Source organism: Ruegeria sp. BA2 (assembly GCF_056539605.1).
On record NZ_JBQFVE010000008.1, the window covers coordinates 68,281 to 85,369 of the forward strand.

Here is a 17,089-nt window from a genome sequence, read left to right on the forward strand (position 1 = left end):
TGGCTGAAGCAGAACCGAGGCGGCGGCACCTTGGCGCGCTATTTTCGATTCGAGTATGGGCGATCAGTGTTCGCTGCGTTGCAGTCAACCAAAGCGCTATCACCATGGAAGACTTTTGCTACATCGGGTGCAGCCATGCCGCGCGAGAGCGCGCTATACTTCATTCTCAGCTTCACCTCGCCACCAGGGCGAAGCAGCCAATTGGTGTTTTCTACAACGATATGATCACTGGTGGCTCCGACGAACGTGACGCCAGCAGGGAATATTAGACCCGCCGCATCAGTGTCCTGGAGTCCGATCGCAAGGATCGACCGAGTATTCGAAGGACTGTCTAAAGTCACACACTGCATTGAAAGTATAGGATAATTCATTTGCAAGGGATTTGGATTTGATTTGGTCTTCGTTTCGATCACTTCCGCCCAAAGCGTAAAAACATCTGTGTAAAGCCCGTCGATCGCGTATCCCGAAACGGGATCGGTACCCAGCAGGATGGCCTCACCCAGACGCAGGTTGTTGATCTTTCCGGTCGCCCCCTTGCCAAGCGCCCATGGCAAACTGGCAGAGCCGCCGCCTGACACTGTTTCCAGAGCGGGTCCACTTGCAAGTTCGGTGTCGGCGGCAAGCGAAGAAAGCAATTCCATTGCTCCTGCAGAGGGTGCCACATGACCCAGACAGGCAAAATTTGCGCCAATCCCCTTCAGAGAAATCCCTTCCATTCTAAGAATTTGAGACACAGTGCTTTCAAGGTGTTCAGGCAAGATGCCATCCCGCATATCCCCCATTTCCACCATCAAGATAATATTGTGAGTAATGTTCTTCCCCAGCGCCTCGATGGCCAGACTGGCGATAATGTCCATCTCAGTGTTGAAGCTGACATCGCAGTTATCAACAACTTGCGCGACCTGGCTCAGCATGGGCGTTCGGATCAAGGATATAGAGCACGAGATTCCAGCATCGCGCATACGCATGATATTGCTGATCCGCGCGTCCGCCAGCCCTGTCGCGCCACCTTCAAGCATAGCATTCGCAATCTCAGGATGACCGCAAACGGCTTTTGTCACACCTGTCACCGTAATTCCGCGGGGTCTAAGGTGGTCGACCAGGAACCGTGTGTTGTACCGAATTTTGTCCAGATCAACGTCGATACGCAGCTTGCTCATTCAATCGTCGTAGCACGTACGGGTTGCAAGCGCGGAAAGGCAGATAGAACCATATTCACCAAGTTTTTTGGAGGACGGTTCAATGCGTCAGTGACCGGGAGATACAATTTGCAGTTGTAGTCTGTGATGGCCTTTGAAATCTCAACATCATTCATTCCTTCATGGTTGATCGTCATGCCAATTACCTCTGTGTTCGCAAAAGCCTCGATCAGGGTGATTTCATCGCAAGGGTCGGGCATAGTCATGTTGGGGAAATCACATCGACGTTTTCGTTTAGGCGCGTGTTGAAGAATAACTGCATGTGGCTGACTGCCTCGCAGAATGAAGGCTGATGTGCAAAAAGCCGGATGGCTTAGCGCGCCCTGGCCCTCGATCACTATTACATCCGGGTGCTCACCCTCGGATGCCGCAACGACAGCGCGCTCAAGTTCGCCACAACAAAATTGCGGCGGCACCGAATCCATCGCGACACCATACTTGGCGCCCTGCATCAAACCAGTTTGGCCGGTGCCGACCAAAACTGTTTTGATCCCATGCGCGTTAAGTGCGCCTGTCAGGATTGTCGCGGTTGTACGCTTTCCAATTGCACAATCGGTGCCGAACACCGCGATGCGGATCGCCTGGACGTCTCCAATACTGCCATCTAACAGGCGCAGGTCGGGATTGGGCCGCGGCTTGCGAATGTCGCGTATCGTGACATCGTGAATTTTGGCAAATCCGGCGAGCTCTTTGTCATCGCTAAGAAATTCATGCAGCCCACTGACGATGTTCATTCCGAGCGTTATCGCATCCACAACAACTTCGCGATCCTCAAGGGACATTCTGCCGCTGGCCGGCGCCATTCCGTAAATAAACGTGTCGGGGATCGTAGCTTCATTAGCGACGGCGGCATCAAGATCATCGAAGATGGGAACCTGATTTGCGATATTATCAAGCACTTTGCCACTGTCACAACCGCCATACGTGCTGTCGATCACCGAAAGAACGCGATAGGCCTGTGAATGTCGAACGAGACCATTAGCCGTCTTGCCATCGATCTTTGCGAAGTTTCCTTCGCAATACACAATTGCAGTCGGTGTATCTGTCACGAGTGTCTTGCGGTGAAGCTCTGGAAAAACTGCTTGTTCAGGCGCCAGCTTTTGCGCATCGCTGGCAATGAACTGCTTGGCATCCGACGCAATGGGTACGGGTTTCATATTTATTCCTTTTTAGAGTGTGAAACGCGCGTCCTTGGTAAGGGCGGGCAAAAATTGTGAAGTTTGGGAAAGTGGGCTTTCTGTCTGAATTCTCACTGGTTCAGAACACACAGCCCTTCTGATCGATGATAGTTTTTGTGGCATTGCCACCCATTGCCGGATCGGTCGATATGGGCATTTGCCGGTAGCTCGATTGCATTGCAGCGATCACCGGACGCCTCGTAGCCACGTTCGCATTTCCATCCAACTCCATGGATCGCGTCATCGTAGAAAGCATTCTCAGGCACAAAAACGGCATCGCACCGTCCGTCGCGCTCAAAATACCCACGCTCGCACGTCCAGGGACGCCCGCTGGTTGATGCGTTCAGAAAAGCGTTTTCCGGCACCGCTACTGCCACGCATGCTTCTCCGTCTTTTTCGTAGCCACGGTTGCAACGCCATGCAGATCCATAAGTGCTGTTCGTCAGGTAAGCATTATCCGGCACCACGATTTTCTGGCAGCTATCGTCTACTCTTGTGTATCCGCGCAGGCACCGCCACCTCTCACCTGATGGATCGAGATATCCACCTTCAGGCACAATCACTTCAGTGCATGAGGTGCCGCCAACTTCAACAAAGCCATGCATACATGCCCACCCTGAGCCATAGGTTCTGTTTGTGGGGTAGGCATTTCCCGGCACGACAATGGCCACGCATTCTTCGCCTTTCAACCGATAGGACAAATCGCATTTCCAACCGTCGCCATACTTTTTGGGATGCGCGTTATCCGGGATCGAAATTGTTTCGGCCGATGCGGGACTTGATGAGATAAAGGAGCTCGCCAAACTGCTGAAGACGACAACAAACAACGCAGCCATTAAGTGAGCGCAAAACCGGTACTGATTCTTTCGATTTGCCCTGATGCAAACGGCGTTGTCCGAATGTTGAGTGATTGAGTTACGATCCATCCAGGTTCAGCCCCTCGATACAGGCCTGCGCCAGGTCTTTGTTAGGAGTTTGGGATCCCGGCACCGTTGCCCAGCCAGCCGCCATGACGGCATCCTTCTGCTTGAAAGAAGAAGCCTCTTTGATCGTCGTTATTTTTTCGGCGCGTTGGGCGTCAGTTCTCGCCATGTCGACGCAGACCGGAACCAACGCAGCGATTACATTGTCGCGGGACATGGCGTTGGCCATCTTGTCCGCGCTACCGCCGGTCATCCATCCACCCCATGAAAATCCAACGACGCCTACGAAAACCCCTCCGATCAGGGCGCCGTAGATTCCGGGTTTAAGCCATTCGGGCGTGTTCATAATCTATTCCTCCTGCGGGGAAAGCGCCGCATCGCTGTCATTGTTAGATGTGGCCAAGGTTTGGTCTTGCTTGAGCGCCAGTTCAAAATCTTCTGGGTCAATTGGGCGCATTTCCGTGCGGCCTGGCTTGCTGCCTTTGCCCTGAACTGTCAGGTAGGTTCCGGTTCTGCGATATGCTTCGAAACTCAGGCCCTGTAGTAGTTCTTCAACAACAACTACTTCATACTCGCCTGCAGGAAGTTCATCCGGGTAGCCGGACAAAGAGAACGGATTTGAAAACGTCACCAAAGAACTGGACGATCTCGTGCTCACCTTGGTCCTCCATATAGTTTGTTGGATCTTCCCCGCGCAGTCTGCCGCGGTACACGCTCGTAAGCGCTGCGGTAGTACTGGCGTTGTAATTTAGAATAATGTGCAAATGGCAGACGCGCGCTGATCGATGTTAGTCTGCGGCCAATGACCTGAGATTTTATTGGAATCTCAAATGCATTTGGTGCCCGAGGATCAGGTACTGCCAAAAATTGACTAACCTGCGTCAGTGCAACGATGTTTGGATTCCGGCAACGTGATGTGTGTTGGCGGGATATTTGCTGGCGTGTTCTTAACGAGTATTTGAGAAGCGCAGGAAATCCAGTACCGCAATCGGACTGTATTTATCTTGCGCTTCTTTTTCGGTGAAATCCAAAATCTGCCGAAGCGAATGGCGTCTCTAACCAGGCAACTATCATCAAAATCCCGGCATCGCTGAAGGGGTGAACCTATTGCTTCAACAGTGGCCCGGTCTGATCCAGATAAGTGGGGTCAAAACCGGCCAACGTCACCAGTCCGTCATAATCATCAAATGCCACTTGCCCGGATTGAAAAGTAACCAACCCCTTCTCCCGCAGTTGCCGTAGGACACGATTAACATGCACGGCACTCAGTCCCAGCGCATCGGCAAGGTGGTATTGTGTCAGGGGGCAAGTGTATCCCGTCTTGTTTGCCATCCCGACCTGAGTCAACCTCACACCAAGTTCCAAAAGAAAATGCGCCATGCGCTCACCCGCATCTCGCCGTCCTATGTTGACCAGGTGCTCAACCACCATCGCTTCATCTCGAGATACCGCCCAAAGAATTGCTGTCGCCAGCCGGGGCGTCTGCGCAAATGCTTCCAGGAGATCATCCACTACTACTTCAATGGCTTGGATTTCCATGATTGGTTCTATGCTGTGATCCGAGGTGTGCAACAGAACGCTTCGCAAGCCCAGAAAGTCACCCGGTATTTGGAAATCGACGATCTGACGCGACCCGTCAGTCTGGGTTTTGTAGGAACAAACCCAGCCCGAGGCCAGAATGTAGGCCGCCTGCTCTGATTGCCCTTGATGCACAAGGTCACGTCCGGCTTCAAAGGTTCTGCGACGCTTGTGCAGGCGTGCCAATACCGCAAGTTCAACCTCAGTCAGAGCGACGAAGTTTGAAAGCTTTCGGGTGAGTGGACTATTTTTGATAGTGCGCAAGTGTTCTTCCTTCATCGATGAGCAGCCCGCGAAACTATCCGACGCCAAGACTGCTTTCGATCAGTTTAGTATACAGCAATCTATGCCAGTATGGTGCAATTCATCGTGGCGCTTCCATGCTTGGACGCCTGTTAGAAAAGGACGTCTACCATGGCTGACCGGCAAGACCATTCAGGAATGGCCGCACTCTCAATTTGTGAAGCGCTTTTGCTTGCAATTAAAGATCGTGAGCTTCTGCCCGAACATGAAATTGTGGGAGTTCTGCATGACGCAGCTGCTGTCCACGAAACAGCGGTCGGCAATAACGATGAAAAGGACATGCACCAGGCCGCCGCTGTTCTGATAAACAAGATCATTGCTTCCGGCTATCGCGTTCGGCAGTAACGTTAATTTCCTGTCAGAAAAACAAGATTACGCTCGTCAAAAAAGCATAACAACAAATAGAAGCACTATTGGTGCTTCGTTCCCGATCAATTCAAACACGAAGCAAGAACCAAAGATCCAATCTCTGCAATATCTCAACTTAATGAAAAATTCCACGACCGCGAATTACCCCCTCTTCCCCGCCACCTGCATGAGCCACAACGAGAATTTGCTTACTGGCTGAAGGCCCGCATGGCCTGTCCTGCTGCACTGCCTGCGACAACGCAAACGTTGGCTTTGTTCGGCGTCTAAGTTGCTGATCCTATGTGCCTCGAAACTACAGTTTGATAGTATCGCATCATCATAGCTTTGAATGACCGGTCTGGCGACAACAGCTGCAACGCAGCGATGAATGTGCTGCGACAGCAAATCAATGCTGCGTCAGCAATTGCCGCAATCGCACAAGTCCGGTTTGTCCGCAAGGCTGCCTTTCGTACTTGTTCCACTGAACGGCCATCACTCAACCAGAGATCGCTTCACATAAAACCGCTTCAACGACGTTCGCGGTTCGTTGTGGTGGTGCAAAGCAACCCTTGGCTGCAGAAGCTTGGCGTTCTCATCCTTGTTTATTCGGCTGCCTGATGCAGCGGGGTAAGGAAGTTGAATAATGAACTTACGAAATTCATCTGGTAAGCACAGAAATTAAGCTTGCCTATCAGGCCCCGTGTCGCTGTTCCAGGTGATGGTGATAGGCAGAAACAACAGCGAGCTACATAGCCTCAAGCGTATGTGAGAGACCGTTTCGGATGTGATCTTCCAACAGTTTCTTGGCCGTGTCGGCGTCTCTGGCCAGCGCGGCATCGAACATGCCCTTGTGCTCCTTGACCGCCTCTTCGCCGCGATAAGTCAGCACGAGCATCTGATACCGCAGGTACTTGTCGTAGATGATCGAATGCAGAGACAGAAGGTTCTTGGAATTGCAGGCCGCGATCATCGCTTGGTGAAACTCCCAATCATATCGTTTCCAGGTTTCTTTCTCGGATTCGTCGCCCTTCAGAAGCTGCTGTTCCATCAGGTGCAGCTTGTGGTGTGCGGCAACGAGGTTGCCTTCCCAGTCCGTGTCGCCATTCGCAATGGACAACTCCAATGCGTGGCATTCCAACAGGACGCGCAGCTCTGATATCTCGGTCAGGTCTTCTCGTGAAACCGGCGTGACCAGGAAACCCCGTTGCTCGGGAGCTTCGACAAATCCGTCGCTGGCGAGCCTGTTCAACGTTTCACGAAGTGTCGAAAGGCTTGCCGAGTAGCGTTCCTTCAAGGCGTCCAGCTTCAGTTTGGAGCCGGGCTGCAATTCCCCGAAGATGATGTCCCTCTTGATGCGCTGATAAGTGCTTGCACCTATCGTAGACGGCTGTTTCGCCATGCGTTTCACCCGATATTATCAGTTTCTTCGTTCAATTAGCATTTTTCGGAGGTATCAGCAATCCAATCAGGTGTATGGTAAAAATAAAAATATCATACATTATTGCGGAATCGCGAAAACCCCAATACGGTCGTGGCCAAGTTGGGCAATGCAGCCCGTTCGCAAACATAGGGTTTGGGACTTCCAGACCCTCCGGAAGGAAGCAAAGTGTCTCGAAACTTTCGCATTGCCATTGTCGGCATTGGCCTTGTTGGACGCCGCCACGCAGACGCTATCCGAGCGTTGCGCCATGTTGATCTTGTCGCGGTGGTCGACCCCAGCGATGAAGGTCGTGCTTACGCCGTTGAGCACGGGGTCGCATGTTACGAGACCCTTGAGGAAATGTTTGCAAATCAGACGCCGAACGGAGCTGTTCTTGCGACCCCGACCACGCTTCATGTTGAACAAGGCCTCACGTGTATTCGACATGGTTGTCCCGTTCTCGTCGAAAAGCCGATCGCCGTGGAAGCCACCGCTGCACTTGAGCTTGTTCAAGCAGCGGAGAAGGCCAATGTGCCACTGATGGTCGGACATCATCGTCGGCACAATCCTCTGATCCGGTCGGCTAAGGAAGCCGTTGTCGATGGGAAGATTGGAGATGTGCGCGCTGTCCATGCGAATTGCTGGTTCTATAAGCCAGACGAGTATTTTGATGCTGCGCCCTGGAGAAAGAAACCCGGTGCAGGGCCTATCTCGGTCAATCTTGTCCACGATGTGGATTTGCTGCGGTACCTGGCCGGAGAAGTCGTGACCGTTCAGGCTCAGTCGGCTTCATCGCAGCGGGGTTACGACAACGAAGATGTCGCCGGCGCGCTGTTGACGTTTGAAAGTGGGGCGATCGGGACCATAAGTGTGTCCGATAGCATCGTTGCTCCATGGAGCTGGGAGATGACGTCTCAGGAATATCCAATCTATCCGTCGACCACTGAGAGTAGCTACATGATAGGTGGCTCTCATGGTTCGTTGTCCGTTCCCGATCTTCGATTGTGGAGTTACCAGAGTGAGCAAAGGGACTGGTGGACACCTATTTCATCGACCGCGCTGAAGAAGGGTGCGTCTGACCCTCTGGTCAATCAGCTCAGGCACTTTGTTGAAGTAGCTCGGCACGAAGCAGTGCCGATTGTGTCTGGGTGGGAAGGGTTCAGAACGCTTCAAGTTATTGAAGCTATACAGAATTCTTGCAGAACTGGCGAGACTGTTAGGATAAGAAACCTTCAGGAAACGCAGCAACAGAGATTGCAGGTAATGAAAAATATCTGATATTTTGTAAAACATCTTGCAAAATGTTCAAAATAGGTCAAAACTCTGAATCGCAAAAAAGAAGCATCATGATGTCTCAGGGAGGAGCAAAGTGATTACCAAACTTACCCGCCGGGCTGCTGTATCAGCCCTGGTCGCAACCGGTGTTCTGTTTAGCGCAACAAGTGGTGCGCTGGCGGAAGACAAAGTTCAACTTCGCCTCGCAACATCAGGATCGGAGACCGATCAGCGCTCGGTCGCAATGGCCGAGGTTTTCGCACCCATGGTCGCTGAATTTGCGGCGTATGAGCCCAGCTATAACGGGACAATCTTCGCCCAAGGTACGGAGTTGGACGCCATCAGCCGGGGCAACCTGGAAATGTCGATCACCTCGGCGCAGGAACTGGCACAGTTCTTCCCCGAGTTTTCGATCTTTACAGCAGGCTATGTCCACCAGGACGCCGCGCATCAGGTGGCTGTCTTCAACGATCCCTTGATGGATGCCTTCAAGCAAAAGGCCGAAGAAGAACTGGGCGTCAAACTGCTGTCGGTCATGTATCTGGGCCGTCGTCAGGTGAACCTGCGCCAACCCAAGGATGAATTGACCGTCAGCACTCCGGCTGATCTGGAGGGTGTGAACCTGCGGATGCCGGGCACAGATGCGTGGCAGTTCCTGGGTAAAGCTCTGGGTGCTGCTCCGACACCAATGGCGTTTTCAGAGGTTTATACCGCGCTGTCGACCGGCGCTGTTGACGGTCAGGACAACCCGCTGCCGACCGTGGTTGACGCGAAGTTCTATGAAGTGACCAACCAGATCGTTCTGACATCGCACCTAGTCGACCTGAACTACATCGCTATTGGCAAAGAGGTTTGGGACAGCCTGACCCCTGAACAGCAGGCCAAGGTTCAGGAAGCAGCTGACGCAGCTGCCGAGTCCGGCCGTCAGAAACAGTTGCAGAAGGAAGAGGATCTCGTCAGCTTCCTGAAAGAGCAGGGGATGGAGATCTACGAGCCCGATCTCGCAGCGTTCCGCGATCAGGTACAGTCTATGTATCTGGACAGCGAATTCGCGGGTTCCTGGCCGGATGGTGTTCTGGATCAGATCAACGCTCTGGGCAACTGAGCCCTGTAATTCAAGGGAGGGAGAACCACAATGAAAGCCTTTATCAAGGGGTTCTTCCGACTGACCGAAGCGATTGCCGGCGGGATGCTGGCGGCAATCTTCCTGATCTTCCTTCTGCAAATTCTCTTGCGGTATTTCTTTACCCCCGCAGGTTGGACGCTTGAATTGATCGGCATTCTTTGGGTCTGGGTGATCTTTTTCAGCTGCGCCTTCATCGTGCGCGAACGGGATCACGTGAAATTCGACATCATCTACCTGTCTGTGCCCCGTCGCGTCCGTCAGGTTTTTGCAATGCTCGCGGCCGCGGCAATCGTGGTGGGCATGCTCTACAGCTTCCTGCCGACGTGGGATTACATCGACTGGATGAAAATCCGCAAGACCGCGACGGTCCGCAATCCGTTCTCGGGCGAGAAGATACCGCTGCGCACCGTGTTTTCGATCTACGCGGTGTTCATGCTGGTGGTGGCTGCGCGCTATGGCTGGCTGTTCTTCGACATCCTGCGCAACGGCCCTCCAAAAACCGAACTTGAAATGGTCGTGGGATTCAACGTGGTCGACGATCATCCCCGGGTCGATGTGGAAGACGACGAGGACGCAAGCAAATGAGTTTCGAACTTCTTTCCTGCCTGCTGACGCTCTTTGTTCTGGCAGGCATCGGGACACCTATCGGCTACTCCATCCTTTTAGCGTCACTGATGTATCTGGGTGTCGCTGGCCTGGACGTCGCGCTGGCGGGTGAAAAAATCCTGCAGGGCTTCTACAAAAGCACGATCCTGCTTGCCGTGCCTTTGTTCATCGTCGCCGCCAATATCATGAACGCGGGCTCGATCACGGACCGTCTGCTGAACTTCTGCGTCGCCGCTGTTGGTCGGTTCAAGGGCGGTCTCGGGCACGTCAACGTGGTAGCGTCTCTGATCTTTTCGGGTATGTCCGGCTCGGCCGTCGCGGATGCCGCGGGGATCGGTAAAATCATCATTGAGATGATGACCAAGGATGGCCGCTACAGCCGAGGTTATGCTGCTGCTATTACCGCGGCGTCGGCGACGATTGGTCCGATCATTCCGCCCTCGATCCCAATGGTTCTGTATGCGCTCGTCTCCAAGGCTTCTATCGGGTCGCTGTTTTTGGCAGGCATTTTGCCGGGCCTGATCATGGGCGTCGTCCTCATGGCGATGAACTACTATCTGGCTGGCAAGCGGAATTTTGCATTGGAAGAACCTGTTCCGTTGCGCGAGTTGCCAGCAAAAACCGCCAACGCGTTTCCGGCACTGCTGATGCCTGCAATCCTGCTCTATGGCATATACGGCGGCGTCACCACTCCGACCGAAGCCGCCGCCGTGGCCGCATTCTATGCCCTTCTGCTGGCCGCGTTCTTCTATCGTGCCCTGTCGTTCCGCGGCCTTTATCAGGTCTTCGTCGACAGCGCCCGCTCCTCTGCCGCCGTGGGCGTTGTCATTGGTGGCGCGTTCATCCTGAACTTCATCGTCATTCAGGAGCAAATTCCTCAGTCGATCTCGGCACTGCTGGAGGGTTCCGATGTCAGCCCGATTGTATTCCTGATCCTGGTCAACCTGCTGATCCTTGCGCTGGGTTGCGTGTTGGACGCGACAACGATCATTCTGGTGATCGTGCCCCTATTCATTCCAACCTGCGAAGCTCTTGGGATTGATCTGGTACATTTCGGAGTGCTGGTCGTCGTGAACTCGATGATCGGTCTGATCACTCCGCCTTATGGCATTCTACTCTTTGTGATCAACGCCGTGACGGACATTCCGCTGCGTGAAATCATCTCGGAGATTTGGGCCTTCCTGGCGGTGCTCATCTTCGCCCTCGTGATCATGATGCTGATGCCTGATCTGGTCCTGTGGTTGCCCCGTATGTTTGGATATCAGGGATAATGTGCCTTTCGGTTTCGACAACGTCGATCCCCGGTGATCTGGCTGAAAAGCTGAGTGCTATCGCTGACGCGGGATTCGAGGGTGTCGAACTACACGAACCGGATTTGACCGCTTTTGATGGGCCGCCATCGCAAATCCGGAATATTGCATCAGACCTCGGCCTTAAGATTTGCCTGTTACAACCCTTCCATAATCTTGAAGGCCAGCCCGAAGCCGGACGTGAGCGCGCCTTTGATCGACTGAAGCGCAAACTCGACCTGATGAGCGAGCTGGGAACGGAATTGCTGCTTATCGGGTCTGCCTTCGAGATCGATGTCGCTGCGACCGAAGAACAGGTAATCGCAGATCTTGGCGAGGCGGCCCAAATCGCTAAAGAAATGGGGATGCGTCTGGCCTATATGGGCTTGCCATGGTCGGATCTTATTCACTCGGATGAACAGGCGTTAGGCATCGTTGATGCTGTCGACAGCCCTAATCTGGGGTTGGCTTTGAATTCCTTCTTCTCGCTTGCCGACGGATCCAAACCAGCCCGCCTTCGGGACATTCCCGGAGAGCGGCTGTTCCATGTGCAACTGTCCGATGCACCCCGGCTTGAGATGGATATACGTCGGCTCAAGCGGCACTTTGGGCTTCTGCCGGGGCTTGGGTCGCTGAACCTTGCGGGCTTCGTTCGCGTGTTGTCCCGCGCCGGATACAAAGGGCCTTGGTCGGTTGCACGCGTCAACGAAGCAGCTCCTCAACCCGGTGGCCGAACACTGGCCCGAGACGGCTACAGGTCGCTGGTGAACCTCCTGGATGAGGTATCCCGGACCGAGCCGGGAACCGATTTCGGCATCCCGGACCTGCCGGAACGCGTCTATGCGTCAGGCTTCGAATTCGTCGAATTTACAGCCGACGAAACAAGCGGCGCGCAGCTGGCAGATATGCTGTCAGCAATGTGTTTTCGAATGGAGCGAAAACACGTATCCAAGTCCGTCGAGCTGTGGCGGCAGGGCGCGATAAACATCGTTGTGAATACCGAAAAGGAAGGATTTGCCCATTCGGCGTTCCTGGGTCACGGCCCCTCCGTTTGTGACATGGGGTTGCGTGTCAAAGATGCGGATCAGACGGTTCAGCGGGCGACCGCGTTGGGCGCGCCGAATTTCTCACAACCGGTGGGAACAGGGGAACTGGATATCCCGGCCATTCGGGGCGTTGGTGGCAACGTCGTTCATTTCATCGATGAGAAATCCGATCTCCATCGGGTATGGGACATTGAGTTCGAGCCGGTTGCGAAAACCAAAGCCACCCAACCTGCCGGTCTGCGTCGTATCGACCATCTGGCCCAGACGATGCGTCACGATGAGATGCAAAGCTGGCTACTCTACTACATTTCGACTTTCGAGATGGCAAAATCCCCTATCGTGAACGTCGCCGACCCGTCTGGTGTCGTGCAAAGCCAGGCTATCGAAAGTCCCGAAGGCGAAGTGCGCTTAAACCTGAATGGGGCAGTTGGGCGTCGAACACTGGCGGCGTCATTCCTTGAAGATGGCTTTGGGGCTGGTGTTCAGCACATTGCCTTCCAGTCGGATGATATTTTTGAAACTTCAGCCCAGTTGCGGAAGTCCGGCTTTCCCAGCCTGTCCATCCCGGAGAACTACTACGCTGATCTGCAAGCGACATTCGGATTGGATGACGATTTGGTCGCCCAATTGCGCAGGGGGAACATTCTCTACGATCGGGCGGCGAGTGCTGAGTATTTTCAGATATACAGCCGCCCCATCTTTAACGGCTTCTTCTTCGAAATTGTTGAACGCCGTATGGGCTATGCCGGTTATGGCGCGCGCAATGCACCCATTCGCCTTGCTGCGCAAAGCAAAACCCAGCCGGTGAAAGAGGTGCAGACGCAATGACCGCGCAGATGACAGACGATGAGCGCGCCGTTCGCCAATGGTGGCGTACCTCCATCATCGACATGAAACCCGGACAGATCTCTTTTCGTGGCAACGCCATAGAGGACCTGATCGGAAACGTATCTTTCCCGCAGATGATCTGGCTTATGGTGCGGGGTGATCTGCCCAGCGACGCACAGGCGCGCCTGTTCGAGGCTGCTTTGGTCGCAGGCGTGGATCACGGCCCACAGGCTCCCTCAATCGCGGCTGCGCGTATGGCCGCCACCTGCGGGGTAGGTCTAAATAACGCGATGGCGACTGCGGTGAACATGCTGGGCGACGTGCACGGCGGGGCAGGAGAGCAGTGTGCAGAGCTGTACTATGATATCGCAGCTCGCATGGATTGCGGAGCATCGTTGAATGACGCAGTGAAGGACGGTCTGGACAGCTGGCGCAAGACCTATGGCAAGATAGTCTCGGGCTTTGGTCACAGGTTTCACAAACCTGTCGATCCACGCGCACCCCGATTGATGCAACTTGTTCGAGATGCGGCGGCAGAAGGCACAGTTTCTGGCCGGTTTGCCGATATCGGAGAAGAGGTTCAAGCCGAACTCGGTCGTCAACGAGGCGGTCGGCCAATTGCCATGAATATTGACGGCGCGACAGCTGTGATCTTCTGCGAACTTGGCTTTCCTGCGCCCTTGTCGCGAGGGCTGTTCTGCCTGTCCCGCTCGGTCGGAATACTCGCCCACGCTTGGGAACAGATGAACCAGGGTGGCCGCAACAAAGGGCCGATGCCCCCTAATTACTTACCCCTCTACGAAGACAGGAATGATGACACGTGAGACATCGAAATCCTTCCGGGTCGGCCTTATCGGCTGTGGTCGTATCAGTGATATTTATCTAAAAACACTATCCAAATTCTCAAACGTTGAGGTCGTGGCCTGTGCAAGCCTCGATCCTTCGGAAAGCCGCGCCAAGGCGGATCAATACGGCATCTCCAGGGCCTGCACGCCGGATGAGGTGTTCGATGATCCAACGATTGACTGCGTTCTGAACCTGACTATTCCGGCGGCGCATGCCGAAATCAGCTTGCGCGCGTTGGAGGCGGGTAAGCACGTCTATTCCGAAAAGCCACTGGTCATGAACCGATCGGATGGCAAGGCGATCCTGCATACGGCCACTGAAAAGGGGCTACTTGTCGGTTGCGCGCCCGACACGTTTCTGGGCGGTCGTTGGCAGACCGTTCGGCGCTTGATTGATGAAGGTGCCATTGGAAAGCCGACAGGGGTTTTTGCCCATGTCGGTACCCACGGGACGGAACGCCATCATCCCAACCCGGATTTCTACTACCAAGCGGGCGGAGGGCCTTTGCTGGACCTTGGGCCATACTACCTGACCGCCATGATCTTTTGCCTTGGGCAAATTGACCGGGTCGCCGGAATGGCTCGGCGCACGTTCGACAAAAGGATGATCGAAAATGGCCCTCGCGACGGCGAATGGATGGATGTCGAGGTCGACACGCACTCCCTTAGCCTGCTTCAGTTCTCATCCGGAGCTATAGGGTCGATGACCATGAGCTTCGACATTTGGGACAGCGAAACCCCACGGTTCGAGATCTACGGTGAAAACGGCACCATCAGCATTCCTGATCCTGACCCGGTTCATGGTGCCAATATCTTTCGAGGGGATGTCTGGCTGAAAACGCGGGAGACCTCGCGCTGGTCTCATCAGCCTCGTCTAACCGGCCGCGAAGACTGGCAGGTGGTCGAAAACAAACACGGGTTCAATGAAGACAGCCGCGGGCTCGGCCTTTTGGATCTGGCTTTGGCGGCGCAAGAAGGACGCCAACCCCGTGCAAGTGGAGCGCTTGCCTACCACGTTTTCGAGGTCATGGACGCGATCGAACGGGCACCGAAATTTGGCGCCTATCAGACGATAGAAAGCCGTTGCGCGGCTCCGGAGCTTTTACCGGTCGATTTCCTTAACGATGAAAGGAAGGAATTGGTTCATGCCGATTGAGACACTCGACTTTGCTCAGCCATTCTTTCGCGTCCAGCACATAACTGACGAGCGCAAAATATTTATCGAGGGTCGCGCCATCGTCCTTAACCTTGGGGGGCGAAATCTCTCTGTCGAGGATCAGACCATTGGACCGCTTTCCTCTGTGATCGTGCAAGACAGCACGCTTAGCGGCGTGGAACGTGCAGTCATTGTCCACAATTTCGACGCCCATGCGGATGACAACGAGTTGTTCGCATGGGTGAAAGATACATGGCCATCTGCTTTTGATGTTCGCCGAGAGGAGCGTTTGCGCGGTGTCAGCCACTACATGTCGCCAAAGGTCTTCGTGGGTAACGTTGGACTGACCATGTACCATTCCGGTTCGGTCCCATTGAATGTCGGATTGCACAAGGATCATCCTTTCTGCCCGGTACCGGGGTTTCGCGAAGTGCATACGCAAATCGTAGGCTTTGGCAAAATGCAACAATGCCGCGAACGGGACGTTGAAACCCTCTACCTCGAAGAATTCATGGCCCCCGGCACGACGCACAAGCCGATGTATGACGCTGAAGGCAACTATCCCTGGCATCAATACGAGACGATTACCCCCAGCATCTTCATGGCGGTGGAAGTGCTGCCAGAAGGCGTATGGGTCCCGGAAATGGAGGTTCAGAATGGCTGAGAGACTTTTACCCGACGACCTGAACTTTGACGGCCCTTTCCCCCGGTTGTCTCGCCGTTTGCGGCTGGGCGTTGTTGGCGGAGGACGTATCTCTGTCACGCAAGCGATGGCAGCGAGGATGAGCGACCGTTGGGAGGTCACCGCAGGCGCGCTCAGTTCTGACGCTGCGCGCAGCAAGGCGCGTGGGGCCAAGTGGTATCTGCCAGCAGAAAGGTGCTATTCGTCATACGACGAGATGGCAAGAACCGAGGCGGCGCGCCGGGATGGTGTGGATGCCGTAATGATCACTACCCCGAACCACGTTCATTTCGAAGCGGCCAAAGCGTTTCTGGAGGCGGGCATTGACGTGATGTGCGACAAGCCCCTGACCAACGAAGTCGACGAGGCCGAGGGGCTTGAGGAGATTGCCGCGCGCACGGGACACATCTTTGCTGTCGGCTATGCGATGTCGTGTTTTCCAGTAATCCGTCAGGCCAAACAAATCGTGGCGGAAGGCGGCATCGGTAAAATCAACCAAATCCACGTCGAGTTCATGCAAGACTGGATGACGCCCGATGATGTGGCTGATGCGCCCCATGTCAAATGGCGGCTGGACCCAAAGATTTCTGGTCCGACCAGCTGTGTCGGCGATATCGGAACCCATGCCGCGCATCTCGCCAGTTTTGTCTCGGGCCTGCCCTTGACCAACCTACGGGCCGAGTTTCATGTCTGCGGCGCGCCAAAGCCTTTGGAAGACACGGTATTCATGTTCACCCGCTATCAAAACGAGGTTCCGGGCACCCTGATGGCAACGCGCCTTGCCCCCGGAAACCGGGGCGGGTTGCGGTTGCGGGTCTTCGGCAGCGAAGGGGGCTTGGAGTGGGATCTGGAGAACTCGGAACAGCTGAAGTTCAATCGGTTTGGTGAGCCGGATCGTATCATCAGCCGAGGTCATGGGCACGGCATCGGCCCCGGTGCGGAACGTCTGATCCGTACCGCGCGTGGCTTCCCCGAAGGGATTATCGAAGCTTGGGCCAACCTCTATACGGAATTTGCCATGGCCGTGGCCGCACGTTGGGATGGCGTTACCGTTCCGGCCGATTGGCTTGCTTACCCCAGTGTCGAACAAGGCGCAGACGGTGTCCGATTCATTGATGCCTCTGTGCGCTCTCACCAGTCCGGAGGTGGCTGGGTCACCATCTAATGCTCTGCCAGCACAAAGGTTAAACACGCCCGGGCTATTGCTCGGGCGTTTCTATTTTCTGCTCAGTATTAAAAGTTGATATTTTAAAAAATATCAGATATTTTTTACTACGTGTGATGAAT

17 protein-coding genes are annotated in these 17,089 nt (G+C 54.4%); 10 read left to right on the plus strand and 7 right to left on the minus strand.

Annotated features, from left to right (window positions below; all coding sequences use genetic code 11):
- Positions 1-38: 38 nt before the first annotated feature.
- The 6 genes from ACR0NN_RS16800 to ACR0NN_RS16825 form a co-directional block, all read right to left on the minus strand.
- A complete protein-coding gene (locus ACR0NN_RS16800; RefSeq protein ID WP_480643322.1) occupies positions 39-1,160 on the minus strand; it encodes an alanine/ornithine racemase family PLP-dependent enzyme in 1,122 nt (373 codons plus the stop codon).
- Positions 1,157-2,356 carry an N-acetyltransferase DgcN family protein gene (locus ACR0NN_RS16805; RefSeq protein ID WP_480643321.1) on the minus strand — a complete coding sequence of 400 codons (1,200 nt, stop codon included), beginning with the start codon at positions 2,354-2,356 and terminating at the stop codon, positions 1,157-1,159. The genes ACR0NN_RS16800 and ACR0NN_RS16805 overlap by 4 nt, the downstream gene beginning before the upstream one ends.
- A 92-nt stretch (positions 2,357-2,448) precedes the next feature.
- Positions 2,449-3,213, minus strand: a complete 765-nt coding sequence (locus tag ACR0NN_RS16810) for a hypothetical protein (protein ID WP_480685155.1) — start codon at positions 3,211-3,213, stop codon at positions 2,449-2,451.
- A 79-nt stretch (positions 3,214-3,292) separates the two neighbouring features.
- Complete coding sequence (locus ACR0NN_RS16815) at positions 3,293-3,646, minus strand: hypothetical protein (RefSeq protein WP_170329075.1); 354 nt, start codon at positions 3,644-3,646, stop codon at positions 3,293-3,295.
- A 3-nt stretch (positions 3,647-3,649) separates the two neighbouring features.
- Positions 3,650-3,958 carry a hypothetical protein gene (locus ACR0NN_RS16820; protein ID WP_170499210.1) on the minus strand — a complete coding sequence of 103 codons (309 nt, stop codon included), beginning with the start codon at positions 3,956-3,958 and terminating at the stop codon, positions 3,650-3,652.
- A 446-nt stretch (positions 3,959-4,404) separates the two neighbouring features.
- The gene (locus ACR0NN_RS16825) at positions 4,405-5,157 is read right to left on the minus strand and encodes a Crp/Fnr family transcriptional regulator (RefSeq protein WP_170772338.1); all 753 of its coding nucleotides are present in this window, start codon (positions 5,155-5,157) and stop codon (positions 4,405-4,407) included.
- Positions 5,158-5,292: 135 nt separating this feature from the next.
- On the opposite strand from ACR0NN_RS16825, the gene ACR0NN_RS16830 reads away from it, so the two are divergent.
- On the plus strand, positions 5,293-5,526 hold the full coding sequence (locus ACR0NN_RS16830; RefSeq protein WP_010442296.1) for a hypothetical protein: 234 nt from the start codon (positions 5,293-5,295) through the stop codon (positions 5,524-5,526).
- A 748-nt stretch (positions 5,527-6,274) separates the two neighbouring features.
- Here ACR0NN_RS16830 and ACR0NN_RS16835 read toward each other — a convergent pair.
- Positions 6,275-6,928: a GntR family transcriptional regulator gene (locus ACR0NN_RS16835; RefSeq protein WP_170347413.1), complete on the minus strand. Its 654-nt coding sequence runs from the start codon at positions 6,926-6,928 to the stop codon at positions 6,275-6,277.
- A gap of 207 nt (positions 6,929-7,135) precedes the next feature.
- On the opposite strand from ACR0NN_RS16835, the gene ACR0NN_RS16840 reads away from it, so the two are divergent.
- From ACR0NN_RS16840 to ACR0NN_RS16880, 9 genes are all read left to right on the plus strand, one after another.
- On the plus strand, positions 7,136-8,227 hold the full coding sequence (locus ACR0NN_RS16840; protein ID WP_170417471.1) for a Gfo/Idh/MocA family protein: 1,092 nt from the start codon (positions 7,136-7,138) through the stop codon (positions 8,225-8,227).
- 91 nt (positions 8,228-8,318) lie between these two features.
- On the plus strand, positions 8,319-9,329 hold the full coding sequence (locus ACR0NN_RS16845) for a sialic acid TRAP transporter substrate-binding protein SiaP (protein WP_170347411.1): 1,011 nt from the start codon (positions 8,319-8,321) through the stop codon (positions 9,327-9,329).
- Between the two features lie 30 nt (positions 9,330-9,359).
- On the plus strand, positions 9,360-9,935 hold the full coding sequence (locus ACR0NN_RS16850; protein ID WP_170727937.1) for a TRAP transporter small permease: 576 nt from the start codon (positions 9,360-9,362) through the stop codon (positions 9,933-9,935).
- Entirely contained in the window at positions 9,932-11,227 is a 1,296-nt protein-coding gene (locus ACR0NN_RS16855) for a TRAP transporter large permease (RefSeq protein WP_039534137.1), read from the plus strand. Before ACR0NN_RS16850 ends, ACR0NN_RS16855 begins: the two co-directional genes overlap by 4 nt.
- Positions 11,227-13,119: a TIM barrel protein gene (locus ACR0NN_RS16860; protein ID WP_170727938.1), complete on the plus strand. Its 1,893-nt coding sequence runs from the start codon at positions 11,227-11,229 to the stop codon at positions 13,117-13,119. Before ACR0NN_RS16855 ends, ACR0NN_RS16860 begins: the two co-directional genes overlap by 1 nt.
- A gap of 8 nt (positions 13,120-13,127) precedes the next feature.
- On the plus strand, positions 13,128-13,943 hold the full coding sequence (locus ACR0NN_RS16865) for a citryl-CoA lyase (protein WP_170727962.1): 816 nt from the start codon (positions 13,128-13,130) through the stop codon (positions 13,941-13,943).
- Positions 13,933-15,120, plus strand: coding sequence for a Gfo/Idh/MocA family protein (locus ACR0NN_RS16870; RefSeq protein ID WP_480685158.1), 1,188 nt, complete (start codon positions 13,933-13,935; stop codon positions 15,118-15,120). The genes ACR0NN_RS16865 and ACR0NN_RS16870 overlap by 11 nt, the downstream gene beginning before the upstream one ends.
- The gene (locus ACR0NN_RS16875; RefSeq protein WP_170727940.1) at positions 15,110-15,784 is read left to right on the plus strand and encodes a hypothetical protein; all 675 of its coding nucleotides are present in this window, start codon (positions 15,110-15,112) and stop codon (positions 15,782-15,784) included. The genes ACR0NN_RS16870 and ACR0NN_RS16875 overlap by 11 nt, the downstream gene beginning before the upstream one ends.
- Complete coding sequence (locus tag ACR0NN_RS16880) at positions 15,777-16,967, plus strand: Gfo/Idh/MocA family protein (RefSeq protein WP_170727941.1); 1,191 nt, start codon at positions 15,777-15,779, stop codon at positions 16,965-16,967. Before ACR0NN_RS16875 ends, ACR0NN_RS16880 begins: the two co-directional genes overlap by 8 nt.
- Positions 16,968-17,089 lie beyond the last annotated feature (122 nt).